The sequence below is a fragment of the Litchfieldia alkalitelluris genome, assembly GCF_002019645.1.
GTDB classification, from domain to species: Bacteria; Bacillota; Bacilli; order Bacillales; family Bacillaceae_L; genus Litchfieldia; species Litchfieldia alkalitelluris.
In genome coordinates, this window is the sequence record NZ_KV917374.1 from 5,016,092 (window position 1) to 5,034,219 (window position 18,128).

The 18,128-nt window shown below is 35.9% G+C and carries 20 protein-coding genes and 1 pseudogene; 8 read left to right on the top strand and 13 right to left on the bottom strand.

Annotated features, from left to right (window positions below):
* Positions 1 to 277: 277 nt before the first annotated feature.
* Positions 278 to 823, top strand: a complete 546-nt coding sequence (locus BK579_RS23430) for a helix-turn-helix domain-containing protein (protein ID WP_078549720.1) — start codon at positions 278 to 280, stop codon at positions 821 to 823.
* A gap of 322 nt (positions 824 to 1,145) precedes the next feature.
* Here the strand turns inward: BK579_RS23430 and BK579_RS23435 are convergent, their stop codons facing one another.
* On the bottom strand, positions 1,146 to 3,077 hold the full coding sequence (locus BK579_RS23435; protein ID WP_078549721.1) for a right-handed parallel beta-helix repeat-containing protein: 1,932 nt from the start codon (positions 3,075 to 3,077) through the stop codon (positions 1,146 to 1,148).
* A gap of 117 nt (positions 3,078 to 3,194) precedes the next feature.
* On the opposite strand from BK579_RS23435, the gene BK579_RS23440 reads away from it, so the two are divergent.
* The 3 genes from BK579_RS23440 to BK579_RS23450 all read left to right on the top strand — a co-directional run bounded on the left by BK579_RS23440 (position 3,195) and on the right by BK579_RS23450 (position 6,212).
* Positions 3,195 to 3,950 (top strand): helix-turn-helix transcriptional regulator, encoded by a 756-nt coding sequence (locus tag BK579_RS23440; protein WP_078549723.1) that lies wholly within the window; start codon positions 3,195 to 3,197, stop codon positions 3,948 to 3,950.
* A gap of 144 nt (positions 3,951 to 4,094) precedes the next feature.
* Complete coding sequence (locus BK579_RS23445; protein ID WP_078549725.1) at positions 4,095 to 5,348, top strand: endo-1,4-beta-xylanase; 1,254 nt, start codon at positions 4,095 to 4,097, stop codon at positions 5,346 to 5,348.
* Between the two features lie 654 nt (positions 5,349 to 6,002).
* Positions 6,003 to 6,212, top strand: coding sequence for an RNA polymerase sigma factor (locus BK579_RS23450; protein ID WP_204524757.1), 210 nt, complete (start codon positions 6,003 to 6,005; stop codon positions 6,210 to 6,212).
* Between the two features lie 280 nt (positions 6,213 to 6,492).
* Here BK579_RS23450 and BK579_RS23455 read toward each other — a convergent pair.
* A pseudogene (locus tag BK579_RS23455) lies at positions 6,493 to 6,789 on the bottom strand (aldo/keto reductase); the annotation flags it as partial.
* 292 nt (positions 6,790 to 7,081) lie between these two features.
* Positions 7,082 to 7,381: a nucleotide pyrophosphohydrolase gene (locus BK579_RS23460; RefSeq protein ID WP_078549729.1), complete on the bottom strand. Its 300-nt coding sequence runs from the start codon at positions 7,379 to 7,381 to the stop codon at positions 7,082 to 7,084.
* Between the two features lie 170 nt (positions 7,382 to 7,551).
* Between BK579_RS23460 and BK579_RS23465 the strand changes: the two genes are divergently transcribed.
* Both BK579_RS23465 and BK579_RS23470 read left to right on the top strand, forming a co-directional pair.
* Positions 7,552 to 7,788, top strand: coding sequence for a hypothetical protein (locus BK579_RS23465; RefSeq protein WP_078549731.1), 237 nt, complete (start codon positions 7,552 to 7,554; stop codon positions 7,786 to 7,788).
* A 162-nt stretch (positions 7,789 to 7,950) separates the two neighbouring features.
* Positions 7,951 to 8,166: a hypothetical protein gene (locus BK579_RS23470; RefSeq protein WP_078549733.1), complete on the top strand. Its 216-nt coding sequence runs from the start codon at positions 7,951 to 7,953 to the stop codon at positions 8,164 to 8,166.
* 188 nt (positions 8,167 to 8,354) lie between these two features.
* Here the strand turns inward: BK579_RS23470 and BK579_RS23475 are convergent, their stop codons facing one another.
* From BK579_RS23475 to BK579_RS23485, 4 genes are all read right to left on the bottom strand, one after another.
* Positions 8,355 to 9,326 (bottom strand): hypothetical protein, encoded by a 972-nt coding sequence (locus BK579_RS23475; RefSeq protein ID WP_078549735.1) that lies wholly within the window; start codon positions 9,324 to 9,326, stop codon positions 8,355 to 8,357.
* Positions 9,327 to 9,349: 23 nt separating this feature from the next.
* Positions 9,350 to 9,526: a hypothetical protein gene (locus BK579_RS25915; protein WP_169891238.1), complete on the bottom strand. Its 177-nt coding sequence runs from the start codon at positions 9,524 to 9,526 to the stop codon at positions 9,350 to 9,352.
* A 266-nt stretch (positions 9,527 to 9,792) separates the two neighbouring features.
* Positions 9,793 to 10,524, bottom strand: a complete 732-nt coding sequence (locus tag BK579_RS23480) for a hypothetical protein (RefSeq protein WP_078549737.1) — start codon at positions 10,522 to 10,524, stop codon at positions 9,793 to 9,795.
* 98 nt (positions 10,525 to 10,622) lie between these two features.
* Positions 10,623 to 10,901, bottom strand: coding sequence for a hypothetical protein (locus BK579_RS23485; protein ID WP_078549739.1), 279 nt, complete (start codon positions 10,899 to 10,901; stop codon positions 10,623 to 10,625).
* A 229-nt stretch (positions 10,902 to 11,130) separates the two neighbouring features.
* Between BK579_RS23485 and BK579_RS23490 the strand changes: the two genes are divergently transcribed.
* A complete protein-coding gene (locus tag BK579_RS23490) occupies positions 11,131 to 12,081 on the top strand; it encodes an ankyrin repeat domain-containing protein (protein WP_078549741.1) in 951 nt (316 codons plus the stop codon).
* Between the two features lie 157 nt (positions 12,082 to 12,238).
* Here BK579_RS23490 and BK579_RS26865 read toward each other — a convergent pair whose 3' ends face one another.
* The 5 genes from BK579_RS26865 to BK579_RS23510 all read right to left on the bottom strand — a co-directional run bounded on the left by BK579_RS26865 (position 12,239) and on the right by BK579_RS23510 (position 15,774).
* Positions 12,239 to 12,373 carry a hypothetical protein gene (locus BK579_RS26865; protein ID WP_268876542.1) on the bottom strand — a complete coding sequence of 45 codons (135 nt, stop codon included), beginning with the start codon at positions 12,371 to 12,373 and terminating at the stop codon, positions 12,239 to 12,241.
* A gap of 58 nt (positions 12,374 to 12,431) precedes the next feature.
* On the bottom strand, positions 12,432 to 13,010 hold the full coding sequence (locus BK579_RS23495) for a hypothetical protein (RefSeq protein ID WP_078549743.1): 579 nt from the start codon (positions 13,008 to 13,010) through the stop codon (positions 12,432 to 12,434).
* A 28-nt stretch (positions 13,011 to 13,038) separates the two neighbouring features.
* Positions 13,039 to 14,286 carry a hypothetical protein gene (locus tag BK579_RS23500; RefSeq protein ID WP_078549745.1) on the bottom strand — a complete coding sequence of 416 codons (1,248 nt, stop codon included), beginning with the start codon at positions 14,284 to 14,286 and terminating at the stop codon, positions 13,039 to 13,041.
* The gene (locus BK579_RS23505) at positions 14,273 to 15,193 is read right to left on the bottom strand and encodes a hypothetical protein (protein WP_078549747.1); all 921 of its coding nucleotides are present in this window, start codon (positions 15,191 to 15,193) and stop codon (positions 14,273 to 14,275) included. Before BK579_RS23505 ends, BK579_RS23500 begins: the two co-directional genes overlap by 14 nt.
* Before the next feature lie 131 nt (positions 15,194 to 15,324).
* Complete coding sequence (locus tag BK579_RS23510; protein ID WP_078549749.1) at positions 15,325 to 15,774, bottom strand: hypothetical protein; 450 nt, start codon at positions 15,772 to 15,774, stop codon at positions 15,325 to 15,327.
* A gap of 639 nt (positions 15,775 to 16,413) precedes the next feature.
* On the opposite strand from BK579_RS23510, the gene BK579_RS23515 reads away from it, so the two are divergent.
* Positions 16,414 to 16,689, top strand: coding sequence for a hypothetical protein (locus BK579_RS23515; RefSeq protein ID WP_078549751.1), 276 nt, complete (start codon positions 16,414 to 16,416; stop codon positions 16,687 to 16,689).
* 681 nt (positions 16,690 to 17,370) lie between these two features.
* On the opposite strand, the gene BK579_RS23520 is transcribed toward BK579_RS23515, so the two are convergent.
* Entirely contained in the window at positions 17,371 to 18,126 is a 756-nt protein-coding gene (locus BK579_RS23520; RefSeq protein WP_235848524.1) for a sugar isomerase domain-containing protein, read from the bottom strand.
* Positions 18,127 to 18,128 lie beyond the last annotated feature (2 nt).

Here is an 18,128-nt window from a genome sequence, read left to right on the forward strand (position 1 = left end):
ATATCTTGTTTCAAAACAACTAATTTTCCTCCCCTAAATATCACCTTTTTCTAAAGCGTTTTATATTGTTATCTTTAATCGACAGTTAGTAAATAGTAACCTAATAAGAAAAAAGTATTCATATTGGAAAACAAGTAAACAATAAAATAAAAACCACTAGTTGTTTCCTCATAAGAATATTGGTTTTCTATAGGGTAACAAGAGACTTGTAGACTGTCAATGATTTTGCTACTATTATCATAAGTGAATTAAAAGCAAAGATATAGAGGTGAACAGGTTGGATATAGGATCTAAAATTCGTTCAATTAGAAATAAAAGAAAAATCACGATTGCCCAAATGTGTGAAGGCACAGGCCTATCAAAAGGCTTTATAAGTAACGTTGAAAACAATAATACGTCACCTTCTATTAACACACTAAATACCATAGCGGAATTTCTGAAGGTGCCACTCCCTTACTTACTTTTAGAGAAAAAACAGCATATGCGTGTTGTTAGAAAAGGTGCTAGAAGGACCTCATCGTTAAAAAATTTAAAAATTGAGCATATAACTTCAAAAGGGCCATTACGAATGATGATTGTTGAATCACCTCCTGGATTTGCCATCGGAGAAGATGAACCACATGCACACGAAGGAGAAGAATGCCATCTAGTACTAGAAGGAAAAGTTTTAGCTGAACAAGGAGAAGACTCTATTATCGCAGAAGAAGGTGATTCTTTTAGCTGGAATGCAAGTGTTCCACATATTATAAAAAATATTGGAGATAAAAAATCTGTCATCCTGATCGCCATTTATTCAGATACAAAACTAGAGGATTTACTATAAGGTACGGTTACTAAACATAAGAACATAAAGGAGGATAGGCTAGCACATCTATGCTAACCTATTTTTTGTACTTCGACGAACTCTTTTACCAAAACTCTTTTATTTACCCTTGGTAACATTATCATTGGTCATTCCAGATAGACAAATGAGATCATTCATATTTTAAAAAAGAGCTGGATACTTTGTTTCACTTTCTTCAAGTTGTAGCAAGTGAAACAAAAAAGGCACCAATCGGTACCTTTTCTTGATACTTTCTTTTACCATTTATCCTAATTAGTGTCTTAGCCGGTCCACGTTTACACCAAGTAAAAAGGAGTGTGGATTAATCCAGATTCCCCCATACTTTCACATAATTCTGTCCTTTTTTCAGGCTACTAATTGGTCCTATTACACTATTTTCCGATCTTTTTTCTCCTAAGTAATCCGTATCCACAGTTACTTCGCTTCCGTCTGGATTATTAAATTCCGCATCGACGATACGTACTCTCGTCAAGGTATTCGTCGTTTGAACTTCTCCAAGCATACTTTCAAAATCCTCTGGAAGCTCTATAGAAAGATACACTTCATTTCCTTCTTCAATGATTTTTAATTGTGGATCAAACTCGTCCGCAACTATTTTTTCCTGTTCTCTCTCAAACGACTTTGCCCCATTCAGGTAAGCATTTTTATTAATATAAACTGGCTGTTCTATTTTATTAAATGATTCATGATCACCAGGTTCTTGATGGACAGTCTCTATATATTCTTCAAGTGATGCTGTATAACCATCAAAATGCGCCGTACCAACATCCTCTAGCTCGTCATCACCAACGAAGAGATTATTGTAGAAGCGATCATCCCCTCCATAGGTGACAGCAAATCCCGCTACCTCTGTGCTATGGGGTACATGATATGGCGTGGCACGATCAAGCATTTTGCGATGTACCATTTTTCCACGAATCAAATTGTTGATGTAAGCACCACCTTGAGCATGATTATCTAATGCATAGTCTGCTGTTAAAATATTATGATCAACAATATAAGGGCCATGGCTGACTTCAATGAACAAGTCTCTGTTATTCCGATAGAAAAGATTACTGCTCACTCTTGTACCCTGAGTCTGCCAATCCAGCCATGTTCCTAAAGAACAGTCATGAATACGATTATGATAGATTTGCACATCAATTGCTGCATGGAGCTTGATACCAGCAATCTCATGACCGTAAAATTCACGCTTTAAGGCAATATTATAGATATGATTGTTATAAATTTCACTGAATACACACCCCAGGTGGCCGACAATACCATTTTGTCCGCAATCATAAATCGTGTTGTTTCGAATCACATGAGAACCAATTTTCTCTTTACTCCAACCAGCTTGACGGGCAAGAAATACTGATTCTAACTGATATTGATAGCCTGGTTTATCTTTACGTATTGAACGAAAGTTGTTTCCAGTGGAGCCTTCTTTCCCAATACTGATTGCGCTGCACTTAGAATCATGAATCACATTATCTTCAATAATCCAGCCCTTACTCCAATGCGGACCGATTAACCCAGGTTGATCTGCCGTAGGTGGCGTCCACGGAGTGGCTGCTTGGGCCAATTCAAACCCTCTTACCGTTATATAATTAACCCCAGTTTTTTCTGGATAAAAGCAACATTTTCGCACATTGATTTCTACTAATTCTTCGTTCGGATGATAATCGTGAAAATTAGCATAAATCGTTGTCGTTGTTTCATCCACTTCAGCAAACCATACATATTGAGTTTGTTCCGGATTGTGGACTGGAACAATCTTTCGTGTCCAGTGATCTAATACTTCGGTTTGTTTTATAGGATTTTTAACTTGTTCTAAATTCTCTGCTTCATAAAAAGACTTTCCATTTAAATACACATCTCCAAGATGTCTCCCTGGGTTATAAACAATCCAATCACCGAAAACTTCTTCTTTATAAGGATTATAGCCCCCAAAAAATTCATTAGACAGGACGGTTTTCCATACCGTGCCTTCCAATAGTTGCCAATCTTGAATTTGTTCTGAACCTTTAATAACTGCTTTCTCTCCATCAGCAGCTTGATATGTAATCCTTCTTAAATTGCTTAACCCTGAATATTTAGGTTTAACCCATTCCCGATAGACTCCTTCATGGACAATGACCGTATCTCCAGCTGCGGCAACGGAAGCTGCCTTATTGATCGTTAAGAATGGTTTTTCTTTCGTGCCTTCCCCAAGATCAGAACCATTTTTTGCTACGTGATATTCAAAAGCCATTTTACTTCCTCCTTCAATAGCAATCTCTTTCTCATTATAAGAATATTTTAAAATCGATTCTATTCAAAATATAGTATAATATAAGACAATATTAGTGTTTTTTTAGGAGGAGAAGAGTTGGTTTTCTTTGAGGATCACGGAGTAGAGGAAAAAGAATCCTTTCAGTATTTCACACTGCACAATGACAGCTTTCCTCTCCACTTTCACAGAGCATATGAACTAATCATCGTTAATGAAGGTGAATTATTCGTCAAGGTGGATCAAAAAGAGTATACACTACATAAAAATGATTTAGCTTTTATCTTTAATAACCAAATGCATGAATTCAAAACCATCAATCACTCTAACATCACAATCGTTATTTTTTCTCCTGAATTAATTGGTCATTTTTTTATGAACTACAAGGGATATATACCTGAAAATAACGTGATTCATCTAACTGATGTTCCTGAATTCCATAAACTAGACTCGATTTATCGACAAAAGAGTTTTCTATATGATTTATGTGGTATTTTAGTGGATCATTCCAGCTTAACTCCAGTTATATACTCAACAAAAACGAAAGTATTTCATAAAATTCTACTTTATGTAGATAAACATTATAGTGATGTTTGTACATTAAAAGCGGTCGCAAAACACCTCCAATATGATTATGCATATCTATCAAAGCTTTTTGTTCAAATGACGAACATGACTTTTACTGAATATCTTACTCAATATCGAATTTCCCAAGCTTGCTATCAGTTAAAAAATAGTCAGCAATCCATTAGTGAAATCGCCATGAACTGTGGGTTTAACAACTTACGTTCATTTAATCGGAATTTCAAGAAATTTACTGGCCATTCACCTACCATGTATAGGAAGTTGTCATAGGACTTGTTAATAGGTGGCGAAACTAACTATAGTATTTAGGAGAAAAAGTTAGTTTATTGGTTGGATAAACTTTGATATAATCTAAGGTAGAAAGCGTTTTCTACAAGTGGTTTATGCAGCGACTATGAATATGGAGGCAAAAGAATGGGACAAACAAATCAATTAGCACACCGTATGGCTTTAAAGACAATTAATCTAGTAGATGCATCAGGTAATCCTGTTTCTGGAAAAGAAGTAACATTTAAACAAACAAACCATAAGTTTTTGTTTGGTAGTGGTATTTTTAATGCAATAGAGGTAGCTAACAAAAATGTACCAGCAGACAGACTTGCATTTTTGGAAGAAAAACTGGATAAGTTTTTGGATATTTTCAACTTCGCCACACTCCCATTTTACTGGGGAGAATTTCCCGGCTATTGGGGAGGATTTGAGCCTGAAAGAGGAAAACCACGTACAAAAGAATTAATGGCTGCTGCACAATGGTTAAAAGATCGAAATGTAACAGTGAAAGGACATCCTCTTGTCTGGCACACAGCTACAGCTCCATGGCTTCTCGACATGAGCAATGAAGAAATCCTGAAAGCCCAGTTTGCTAGAATTGAACGTGAGGTAGCAGACTTCAAAGGATTAATCGATATGTGGGATGTTATCAATGAAGTCGTGATCATGCCTGTTTATGATAAATATGATAATGGGATTACTAGAATCGCAAAAGAGTTAGGTCGTGTTGGAATTATTAAAGAAATGTTTGCTAAAACAAGGGAATTCAATCCTGGTTCCACACTTTTATTGAATGACTTTAATACTTCTATTAACTATGAAATTTTAATTGACGGCTGTCTAAATGCAGGTGTTCAAATTGATGCAATCGGTATTCAGACACATCAGCACCAAGGATATTGGGGTCGTGAAAAATTAGAAGCAGTACTAGAACGATTCTCCCAATTTGGTTTACCTATTCATTTTACAGAAAACACACTGTTATCTGGGCATCTTATGCCACCTGAAATTGTGGATCTAAATGACTATAAAGTAACAGATTGGCCATCAACTCCTGAATTTGAAGAACGTCAGGCAAAAGAAGTAGAAGAAATGTATACAATCCTATTTAACCATCCTTTAGTAGAAGCCATCTCCTCTTGGGAGTTCAGTGATGATGGAGCGTGGATCAATGCACCTTCCGGATTTATCCGAAAAGATAATAGTTTAAAACCTTCTTATGAAGTATTAAAGAAACTGATTAAAGGAGATTGGTATACAAACGTGACAAGCGAGACAAATGACAACGGAATGGTTTCATTTGAAGGTTTCCTTGGTGATTATGAACTTATCTGTGGAGATAAGAAAATTAGCTTCCAATTAGATAAAGATGCTGAAACTGTACGGATGGTAATTTAATGATAAATAGCAATTCGACTAGTAGGAAGTACCATTTTGAAATTTAATAAGCTTGAACTCTTGTATGAGTTATCCACCCTTTATAAGCATATGAATATATGAACAATTTTGTTGATGTCCAGGTTGGAGCTTTTATCCTATTAAACAACATATATAGTTTCCCTGACTGACTCATCTTTCACAACCTATCTATCGCAAAAAAAGACAATGGATTTTTTCCTTGTCCTTTTTTTACGATAATAGTATTTTTAGTTTGTGTGCTTAAATTAGATACCGGTAATCGGGTTCTACGTTGTTTAATCCTTATTTTGTGGTTGGAGAACATTCAGATTCACTTTCCCCATTTTCCAAATATGGCGTCATATTCACTATTAGTTATAGGTAAATCGTGCCATGATGCTTGTTATAATGGCCAAAGGAATATTCATCTGTCTTATAAAAAAAATCGCTAGTAAAAAGCTTTTCATGTATAAGTTAGTTCTAATTTACACACTAGCCTCTCCTATACAGACGTGTACTTTATTTGGAGGGGCGGCGGGCATAATAGCCTGCTCTTGGATTAGCTAGTTCCTTAATAAACCTGGCGATTACCGGCGCATAATTATGCCCGAAGAGGCTAGAAGTAAGTGACAAATTGTATGTAGTACATTCATATTGTCAGATCATATTTTAGCAGATGACATTACACAAGATTCTTTTATCCGCCTTTTTAAAAAACATAATTTATATAATACAAACTATTCTTTCGAAGCTTGGATTTACAAAATTGTAATTAATGTAGCAAAAAAATATACGAGGAGGCAAAAGTGGCTTCTACTATTTCGTGATGATCAAGAAGAAACACACCACCTCAATCAGTCTTAACATTCAAAGGAAGAATCAACTGAATCTATTATAGGAATGGATATGATCAGTAGCTTAAATAAATTACCTCATACAAGGAATTACTCCCTGTCTCGTTTCTTACGATTTTAATATTTAAATGTTGTTTGGGTGGTCGTGGTAGAACTAGAACCTAGAGTTCTTGATTCTATACTCCAGCGGTGTGGAGTACAAAACCAATATCGACTGATTGCCTACTGATAGATGTCTAAGTAATTATTTAATGACTGCACTCGGATGATCTTCTTTAACTATATCTAGTTACATGTTTTCGTGATAAACCGCGATCATTTGGACCTTCTCCCATTGGCCAGAACGCTTTAGTCGTAATGACATAGGATTCACGTGGATACTCTTTTAGTGCTTGAGCCATTACACGTTCACCTTGACCTTACTCATATACATTTGCAGAATCAAAAAAGTTGATACCTAATTCATATGCTTTATGTATCGTTTTTTCAGCCACATTTTCTTCTATCGATTTCCCATACGTTAACCAACTTCCTAAACTAATTTCACTAACCTTCAAGCCACTTTTTCCCAATCTTCTATATTTCATCGTGGTAATACCTCCTAGGTTTTGTTTTTTCCAAAGATTTATGTAGTTCTATTTCATTCAACTCCGGGTGACACTCTACTTGATTGACCATTGTTTTATTATGCAAGATAATCAAAAACTAATCCCATATTAAGAATTCTATCTATAAGATACAGTAGTGGTGTTTTACAAATACTATCAAAAGTAATCCGTAAACTTGTAATTAATATATCTACTTCTGTTTTCAGCTATCCTTAATTCCCAAAAAACTAAGTTATAGGCGTTTCCATTATAGTTAATCATGGTCACTACTTCACTTCTTATCAACTGGATATTTTATCGCATTCTTCTCCATCTTTTTAAAAACTTCCTCTTCTAAATCTACACCCATTTGGTCTGCTAATTGTATAAGATAAATCAAAACATCAGCCATCTCTTCCTTGATGTTCTGTCTTGATTCAGCAATAGCTTCTTCACTGCTTTTCCATTGGAAATTTTCCAAAAGTTCGTTTGCTTCCAGTGAGATTGAAAGAGCAAGATCTTTTTCATTGTGGTAAGGTTTCCAACCTCTTTCATCTCGGAAACTTGTTATTTTATCTATTATATTTTTCATATTAGTAATCCTCCAAGGATAAGGCGGAATATGTATATTTTTGTAATTAGCCTTTTAACATTTTAATTTCAAAATAAAAATATGAAACCTTATCGGCTAATATATCGACAAATTAGAGGCCATGAATATCTTATTGTCCTTCATTATAATATGGTGTTGGGAGGGTTTAAATGGAAAATAGTGTAGCTATTTGGGAGAGAAAACTGGAAGAAGCACTCATTTTATTTGAGCAACAAGAGAAATATGATTTAGCGTTACAGCATTATAAAGAAGTGGAAAATGAGATTCATAAAATGATTAAACAGAACAATACTGAAATGGTAAAAGCTTATCAATTAGTATCTCAATGCTACTTACGCCAAGCAAGCATTTTGCGCCAGTTGGGAAGAAAAGAAGAAGCTAGTTGAATCAATAAAAAAGAAATTGAGAGTGCAAGACTCTCAGGAAGTTCTATTACATATGCTCAAAGTTTATTTTCAACAGGTGTCAATCTTCTATCCAATAGACAAATTGAAGAGGGATTGTCCCTACTATTGGAAGCAAAATCATATCCAAGGTGTAGGCTGGTATTGATCATACTAGCGGATTTAGGAAACAAAGGACTTACAAATGATAGTATTGAAGAAATTATTAATTATGCAACTAAAGTAATTGAAATCCTTACTCAAGTTCAAAACAATCCTGGTATTTCAAGAGCTTACGAAGCAAGATCCATTGCCTATAAAAACAGTGGAGATTACCAGAGAGCTGACAATGAAATGAGAATGTCAAAAGCCTATAGGTGAGAATGAACAAAACTCCTTGGTCCACCGATAATGAACAACATGTAAAAAGCAAAGAGGCGCTGGTGACCAGTACCTCTTTAAGGTGTTTTTATATTTTTTTATTTTGAATTAATTGAAGAATTACATTAAGACCACCTGTTACACACTCTACATGAAATGGAGGCAAAGGAACAAGCTACCCCTTTCCCTTACCCAACCAAAGGAGCAACATAAGATACGGTTAGTTCCTTCAAGCACTTTAATTGGTCATCATGCGACTTAAATACAGTCCCTATTTCTGGGAATGGAAGCAAAAAGATATGGATGTCTTTCTCACCAACGGATACTTTAGCTTTATAGCTATTTAAATAGCTTACATCCACAGTTTTAAACTCGAGGGGCTCAAATATATTTTCACCAAATATCTTTTCGAACACCTCTTTTTTTATTCCATTTGCTCCTCCAAAGCCAATGATTACTTTCGAAGGAATGGTTTTAAAAAGTGCATGAATCGTAGAAGCTCTTGACTCCACATCCTGATTAAAATTACTAAAACTATTACTATTAGCTGTTCTGGAAACTTTCGGCTTATTAAACGCTCTTAAGTATGGATTATTAGTTCGTGTTGGTGAGATTTCACCATATTCTACTGGATACCAGATACTTTCAGTTTGCCTTGGTAACGGCCTCCAATCGACTAATGCTGATTGTATCTTGTCGTTTTTCTTAAAAAGTGTTTCTCTGATATACCTTTTAATATCTTTTGCTGCATCACCATTATCTGCATAGCTTTTAAACCAAGCCTCAACATCTTCATTCTTATTTTCAAGCCCAAGACAAATGCGTGCCACTGCAGGTAGAAACGCCCCCCTAGTATACCCCTCTTTTTGAGCCTTTTCACTTGGTAACAAATGTTTCAGGATTTTTTGTTGACCGTTTTCCTCTAAATCCCAATATCCACCCGTCCAATCATTTTCTTCCAAGCAGTTGATATAATTTCCATTAGGATCTTTTCCGTAGCTCTCACATCTTGCTTTTACGTTGGCCTCAATAGAGTAACCGCCAGCCCCCTCTTCATTTCCAAAGATGACTAGATCTGCCTCTCTAAAATTCCCATACCCGAGAAATTTTAATAACTTCTGATATTCCTCTTTTGAAACCTTCCACTCTCTATTTCCCATAGAAATCCCCCTTTATATTTAACTTAATGAATGTAATCACTAGATGGTTCCAACATGATCACTTCTAAAAGTACCCCTTCCCCTTTCTCATCACGGTAATTAGCATCGACCACTTTAAATGGCTCCCCATTATAGTAGACAATTGCATTATTCTCGACTGTGCCTTCAACATCCTCTGTATTCACAATAATTTGGGTCAATCGAGACACCTCCTATTTATTTTCAAAATAGCCAAAATCACATTGCGTACACTTAAATCGATTTGTCCAAGGCATGGGTGACAGATTCGATGCCCACACGTATTACATTTGAACCAAGTCCATTCTTTACTATACTCTTGGTGGCAGTGCATACAAGGGATTAACATCTTTTCTCACTCCTATAAAAATAGTTATCTACTCTCATGATACTACCTTGGTACAACATCATAGGTTGCTCTAGTATCTTTTCTAAAAAAGACACAAATTTATTTTTCAACCGCTAAAGGAATTAACCTATAGTTCTTCAGTCGGCCATCATACTTAATGGTTCTACCCTCTCGTAAAAGAAATGTCCGAAGAATTTTTAGATCCTTTTGAAACTCAGCCTTTCCAATTCCATAGTTACCCGCTACTTCATCTCCATCAACTGCGTCTTGTGTTCGGAATAAATCATAGATTTGTAAAATTCTTAAAGTGGAATTAACCTCTTGAAGTGGTACTTCTTCTTCAACATCGGAAGTCCCTATTCCCCCCAATTTATAAACATTCTGATTAGCATGATAAACAATCGTTTTCTTCTCTCTAATGAAGAAATTTCTTAAGAGTTTTATGTCTCGCGAAACCGTTTCTTCCACCACGTTATACTCATTTGCAACTCGTTTCACTTCCAACCCTTCATTATTTCGAAACCGATCATATAGCTCTAAAATTCTCTCGCGTGCCTTGTACTTTGGCAGAGTCCCTGTTTTTAGTCGAAAAGATCTGATAAGTCCTGTAAACATTGTATCAATCCTTACTGTTTCATAATCTGTCCAGTGATACCCCTCTAACAACTCCTGTACATCTTCCCATTCATTTACCACTTGAGACTTTTCCAAGAGTGCTTGGGTTGTTATGCTATAAACCTCTACCCAAAACAAGTCAGGATCAGGCAGCCCTTTAAGGACCAATTTTCGCACCTCATTTTCTAGCATCCAAATAACACAAACTTCCTTCATGAGATCACCTCTATTTATTATTTTTAGGAGGAATATGTCTAATTGTTTAAGAGTTCATTGCTTTCCCCAAAAAAATATTCAGGGAAAGCAACTAAAATTTACTGAAGAATAATAATTGATTGCTTATCAATTTTTTCTATAAACTCTTCTTTTGGAAAAGTTTCAATATAATATTTTTCTTCGTAATTTGATTTTATTTTAAGAGTAAAAAATTTAGGATGATTAATAGAAATGACTTTTGCAAAAAGATGTAACGATTCTCTTTTACTCTTTTTTTCAACATCTTCAAGAGTAAAACGAACTCGTTTTATCATAAATTCCATTCCATTATTAATTTCCAATTCATTTTTTCTTTTACCTCTTAAACAATTAAACAATACACATTCCTCCTTTTTTTATAAAAAAGAACAACTCAAAAAGCCCTAGCTGTACGTAAATACGTATAACTAGGGCTTACTACTATTTAATTATTATATAACGATATACTTTCCCTCAAAAAACTTTATACCTATATATTACACTTTTACCATTATTTTGTCAACGGCGACTTATTGTGTATGACCCACCTCTTACAATAGAAATATCAACACTAAAGGGGCTGAATAAATGGCAGATACTTTATTTGAGATCGCATTAAAGAAACGAAAGATCTCACTACTAGAGCAACTGATACCATATCAACATCTAACAAGTGAGCGGAGAGCAGCTATCATCAAACAGTTTATGAGTACAAAAAACACATTTGTCATGCCTTTGATCCACACACTTGAATCAAAAGAGGATATTCAAGCATGCTTATACCCAGCAATTTTTCACAAGAAGGTAGATGCAGTAAAGCTCCTGCTTGAAAAGGGTGCTAATCCCAACAAAAGAAGTGAATATGGACAGATCCCTTTTCACTATGCTGTATCAACCAAGGAAGCGCATAGAGAATTAATCGAAGCGTTGATACAATATGGAGCTGATGTGAATGTAAAAAATAAATATAGTGCCACTCCAATCAGCTTGGCTGCAAGTTATGGAAATCTAGAGCTCCTTCAGCTCCTCGAAGAAAAGGGGGCCACCATAAACGAAGATGTACTCAGATCAGCTGCAACATCGAGCCGGTTTGAAGTCGTTAACTATCTGTTAAAGAAAGGAATACCCGTTACCCATAAAGTGTATTTTATGGTGATGATGATGAACAAAAAAGAGATGGCTAATTACTTATTTCAGTATGACCCTCTTTTCAAATTAACCCCTACTCCCAACTACAACGTCTTATCGATAGCAGCTTGTAAAAATTATTTGGACTTGATATTGAAGATGATGAAAAGAGGACTTCCAGAAGACGAAGAAGAAAAAAAGATGATTTGTTCAACAGCTTTGATTGCGGCAATTGACTCTGGACACCTCCACCTCCTTCCTATTTTTTTCGAGCATGGTGCAGATATCAACTGTATCATCGATGACGAAACCCCGCTTGATGTTGCAAGATACAACAGAAATACAGCCATCATCAAGTGGATAAAAGAACGAGGTGGTGTTAGTTCGGGGATTAAAAAACTACCTATATAAAAAGTGTAGAGTTTTTCTCTCTACACTTTTTTCTCTGTCTGACTTCATTAAACTTCACCTAACCAATAGTATGAGACAAGGGAAAGTTGATACAAAATTAATTTCCTATTGCTTCAGCTACCAACTCTTGTTAGGCAAAGAATAACTCCTTGCCCATTTATTCATTTTCCGTCAGCTTATGAACAACCTCCGATACATTCCCATCAATCATTAATTCAAAGCGCTCGTCTTTACGATCAAACCCAGCATTCAGAATTACCATCTTAGTACCATCACTTTTAAAATCAAGCAAACTAGAAAAGGATAAACAGATAGTGAATTACCCGCTACAAGGACTAAGTCGGCTCCAGCTACTGCTTGTTCCGCATGGGTTTTTTGACAGCATACCGCAGCGCTTTTGCAACTTCTCTTTTTGCAGCTTGTGTTAGCTTTGCAAAAGCAACACCATTTTCGTCATATGCTGGTATTTTCCAGTAATGGCTATCAAATGATGGGAGTTCCCCTACCGAATCAATTGTACTAGAGCAGAAATTACCTGTTCCAGTCTTGAATCCTTCGGCGTTTGTTGCTCCTTCATTAAATAGTAGCTGTAGTGTTTCTCGAAAGGACATACCCACAACCTCACCAGTTCTTCGGTCTTCCACATAAAAGCCTGGACCAGCTAAGAGATTACGATATCCTAGGATGTGAATAGTGCCGATCATTTTAAAGGGTTTATCAACCCCTGCGGGAATTGACTTTATAACCTCTGACTTTAATCCCACTTCTTCATACTCACCCAAATATTCACACAGAATAAATACACCATGCTCATTTCTATAGTCAGTGTCCAAAATTTTGTATTTTCCTTCAAAAAATGAATGCGTCTCACCAACGATAAAGTCTTTCTTATAAAAATCCTCACGCACCTTTAACACCTGTTTGCCCAATGTACCATCTCCCATCAGATTTAATATCTCAATTGTACAAGGGTGTACCTACACATGAAGTGGCTCCATTCATTGAAATTGTCCCAGACTTATTTTTTTCCAGTTCATCTCTTTTACTTCTAACATCCAGTTCAAACTGTTCTCTTGAAATCCCTAGTAAGTCTAGCGTTGCTTGTATGACACTGCTAAAATATGGACCTGGTTGACCGTTCTGAAAGTTATCTATTTCTAGTGCATATTTTGTCAGAACAATACCATATGGCTCCGCACCACGTGATCGACACGAGTAGCATACAGCAATGGTAACGGGAGCAATCGTAGAACTGCCAACTCCTTGGGTCACCTTCTTCCCACACACATTACAAAGAGGTCTCCCTTTTATGACAAAATGCTGCTCAATCTCTTTAAGGATAAGTGTGATCGGACCTGAAATTGACTGTTTAGAAAACTGCTCCCCTATTTCTGGACTGATATAATAAGTAGGAACGCTTGGATGTAAGTCCTGAAAACTGGCCCCAATGACTAAAATCAAATCTACAGCAGAAGCCCTCTCCTTTTCTTGAAAAGTTCCTTCACTCACTTCAAAACTTACCTGTGTATGTGTATTAACTGATTTAACAGCATCTAAAAAGTCGATTGCATACGGTTTATCAATATACTGAAATGGAGTAGGACCAGACTGTATATCAAGCTTTTCTAAATGATTGCAAAGAGAATTAGAGAATAAGTCCTCTAGGTTGTTAAACGTGAATGGGATATCCTTTGGATAGATCTGACTTCCAACCGCTTCAACCCAAACAGAAGAACCTATATAGATGAGTATGCTTCTGGCACTTTGAATACGATGAGCGACATCAATACATTGCAGAACCTTTTCATGTGTTTTCCAACTCGACAATAGGTCTTTTTGTGATCGTTGAAATTTATCTTTATGGAGTTTCACTTTCCAATTTTTATCTGTTTCTATCATTTTATTAATAGCATCTAAGGCAGCTTGACTAAATGCAACATGGGTTGCGTCTTCATAGGGAAGCTGCCAACCTTTATCATGGATGAAGGAGGAAGTGGAGACAGGATGAATGATTTTGATTCCCGCAGGTTTTTTCGCCTCCGCATTGATTGCACCACAATCACGGATCAATTCCCATGCTTCGTTAAACGTATACCCACAGTCCTGTTGATTGTCATGATCTCGAAGTACCCACGCAACTTTCTTATTACTTTGACTGGATTTACTCCAATGTGTAACAATCTTAACCACTTCAAACCTGTTCAATGGAATCTCCCCCTTTTAAACTCTCTTTTTCTATTATTTCTTTTAACTGACTGGGAATATATTCTTCATATAGAGCCATGATTGTGTCGAATTTTTTCTGAATTCCACCTGACAGTAAAATCGTTCTAGCTGAATATAATTGAAGATCCTTTACAGAGTTCATCACCGTTTCAGCCCTTCTTCTCCCCTCAAATGTAGCTGGAGTTGCTATTATTGGGACCACTTCTATGTTCATAGTGAAAAACTGCTTCATCATCAAAAGAACTAGTTTAGATATGAACGGGTTATCAAAATATGTATGTATATACACTCTAGACACCTTATCAAAAGACTCCATCACATGAATAGATGAACTTTTTCCTTCCTGTATCTTCAAATGAGGAATGCCTTTTAGGTGAGGCACTGAGTATTGTATCGCCCTATCACCTATTAAAATAACAAATGGGTCTGAAAACTGGTCTGATAATGTAATCTCACAATACTCCAGCATTTGTTTCAGCTGATCTTGAGTGGATATTCCTTTTCCACTCGCTACTGTTCTCTGACTATTAGGACAGGTTGAAGTTTCCGGAGGAACACAGAAATGCCCTTCACTTCCACATTGATGACATAATATAGGATGTAGCAAGACTCCATTCTTGGCATTCCGCAATACCATCTGGTCCTTACTACTTTTACATCGAAGACAAGATATAAACCCAGTTTGAACCCTTATCTCCTCAGAAACTATTTCCTCTTTGATGATTTGTTGATACATACTTCGCCAAACTGCTTTAGTTTTTTTATCCCTTGCTTCCAATAGCTGCGTTTCTACTCTTTCAACCAAGGGGACCGGTCTTCTGAACCCACCTGTCACATATTCTTTGCTCCAGCTACACTCACAATGATAGGAATAGACAACTAACAAAGGAACGCCTCCTTTCTCATACTTTGCTTTACATCATATGATAAAGGAGATGAGTGACATAATAAGTGGTTGTGATCTTACTCTTATTTACATCAAATAATCCTTATCGTATTCTACTCAAACTATAAATCTCACTCTTTATCCAAAAATTTATCCGTGTAAGCTTCTTTGATAAGCTGTTTGACAAACTCCCAATCATCTATATTAATTAGATTTTCTAGTGTTTCAAAGTAAATAAACGCTTCATTGGCAAACTTATTTAGATGTTTTTCTGTTCGCTTATTTAGTAGATTAAAGTGTTTATCAACTACATGTTGCTTTACTAAACCCTTATAATTATTATCTGTATTGGAACCAAACCTTAAGATAATTGCATTATTAGCAGAACATAACTTTACAAAGCCATCTTTTGCTCTGTTTTCAATCCTATGATATGCAATACCATCCTTAATATCATCCATTCTAAAAGCTTGATAACCTTCTAACTCCTCTTTCATTTCACTTAATAAGTAGTAATCTAGCTTCTTTACCAAATCAACATATTCATTAAACTGATCAAAATCAACTTGTACGTTACTCATCATTAAATCCCCCTATAACTCTTATTCTATTAAACTAAACCTTCACTCTTCTATAACATATTGACTAGCTTGCTAAGAGAAAAATAGTGACTGTTTAGCACTATTTTACTACAAATATTTCCAGATGGACACACTTACTATCCCTACATCCCATTTTCAGGTACTAGAGATCTAGAAATAAAAAAAAGGCATAATCCCCCTATAACTTCCTAGAAAAACAGTATAAAAAATAGATATCAGTTCTTTTGCATAGGATGAGGTTCAATTCTAAAAAGATTAAAACTGATCAACACTCTTACCATCTCTCATTACCATAATTCAGGCTCATTGCTTGAGGGGCACAGGGCAGGTCGATGTGCCACTACTAGAAGCCGTTTAAAAGGACTACATCTAACTATCTTCATAAATCAGCCCTACAACACTGACCCTGGGACACATCCCCCTGTCCCTCGATACAAAATTAGAGGATCTACTATAAGGTTTAGCTGGAAAAACCTAAGTACATCAAGGATAATAGGCTCTTAGAGTTGGGCTGATGGTGTAAATTGCTCACTTTCTATCCAGGTAAATCCAGGTAAAATATGAAACCTATTAGGATTTGATATCGACAAATAAAATAGGCAAAGGTTGGGGGGGTTTATGGTAAATAGTATAGCTGTTTGGGAGAGAAAACTGGAAGATGCACTAATTTTATTTGAGCAACAAGAGAAATATGATTTAGCGTTACAGCATTACAAAGAAGTAGAAAATGAGATTAATAAAATGATTAAGCAAAACAAAGGTGAAATGGCACAAGCATATAAATTATTAGCTCAATGCTTCTTACGCCAAGCAGGTATATTGCGTCAGTTAGGAAGAAAAGAAGAAGCTAGTTTAATCAATAAAAAAGAAATTGAGAGTGCAAGATTATACTAGCGGATTTAGGAAACAAAGGACTTACAAATGCTAGTATTGAAGAAATTATTAATTATGCAACTAAAGCAATTGAAATCCTTACTCAAGTTCAAAACAATCCTGGTATTTCAAGAGCTTACGAAGCAAGATCCATTGCCTATAAAAACAAAGGAGATTACGAGAGAGCTAAGAATGAAATGAAAATGTCAAAAGCATATAGGTGAAAATAACTGAAACTCCTTGATCCACCAAATGAACAACATATAAAGCAAAGAGGCGCTGGTGACCAGTACCTCTTTAAGGTGTTTTTAAATTTTTTTGTTTTGAATTAATTGAAGAATTACTTTAAGACCGCCTGTTACACACTCTACATGTGTCGTGTACTTACGTTCGTTCACAAACTAAATGAGATGTAGTGATTCATTATTATACAGGGTACAGTTTACCGTGTAATTTTAAGAGTCAACTGAATCCAATGCCTTTAGATCATTTTCTTTCTATTAATTAACTTATGCTTGAAGTATAAAGATTACATTTTAACTATGAGGTGTTAAACATCTGGCAAGGTATGTTCATCAGTATCTTTAATAACTTTTCTCCAGAGAAAATTTGTCGTTAGGCATTAACTACCTTATCCTGCACCTTAATTTAAAAAGGATATACACTCATGGAACACACTACTTAGGATGGGACATGCTCGACCTAAAGCTTCTTAATTCTCTCTTTAAACTGTTTGATAAAACGAGCATTTGCCTCATCTCCTCCGGGAGCATTTCCACTCATCCAGATAGGAGGTGTAACACCATCTTTTACAAGTATATCTACCGTCTCTGCGACAATTGAATTTAGACAATAAGCGTTGGCAAATGTAGACATAGCAGCTACTTTTTGATCGAGGCCATCAATTTCTACTACCGCGTCACCTACCTCAACCTTTGAATCCACAACTATATCTACTAAGTCATGCAGATTTTTTTTAGTCGGATGTCGTGCTGGGTGATTTTCTGGTGTGGCAGAGGCATGCCTAACAGAGGTGACTCCGATTGTTTTAACCCCTAATTTTCTAGCTTCAAGTGCTGCATCAATAGTTGCTGCATTCATTCCATACGCATTAATAATAAGTAAGAGATCTCCTGCCTGTAATCCATATTCCTTAATGACTATTTTACCGTAACCAGGTGTACGTTCCATTGCCATTGATCGTAGAGCCCCATTATTCAACAGTGTTCCTTCATCGAGCATAGCACTAATGTGCATTAGTCCGCCGGCGCGAAAGAAAATTTCTTGCGGACCTAAATTGGAGTGTCCGCCGGGTCCATACGCATATACAATTTTATCTTGTTTAATATGATCAGCAATTACTCTTGCTGCCTTTTGAATTGAGTCTCCCTCTTCATCATGAAGCTTTTGGAGGTGACCAATAATTTTTGTTAAATAGTCTGACATTACTGAACTCAAAA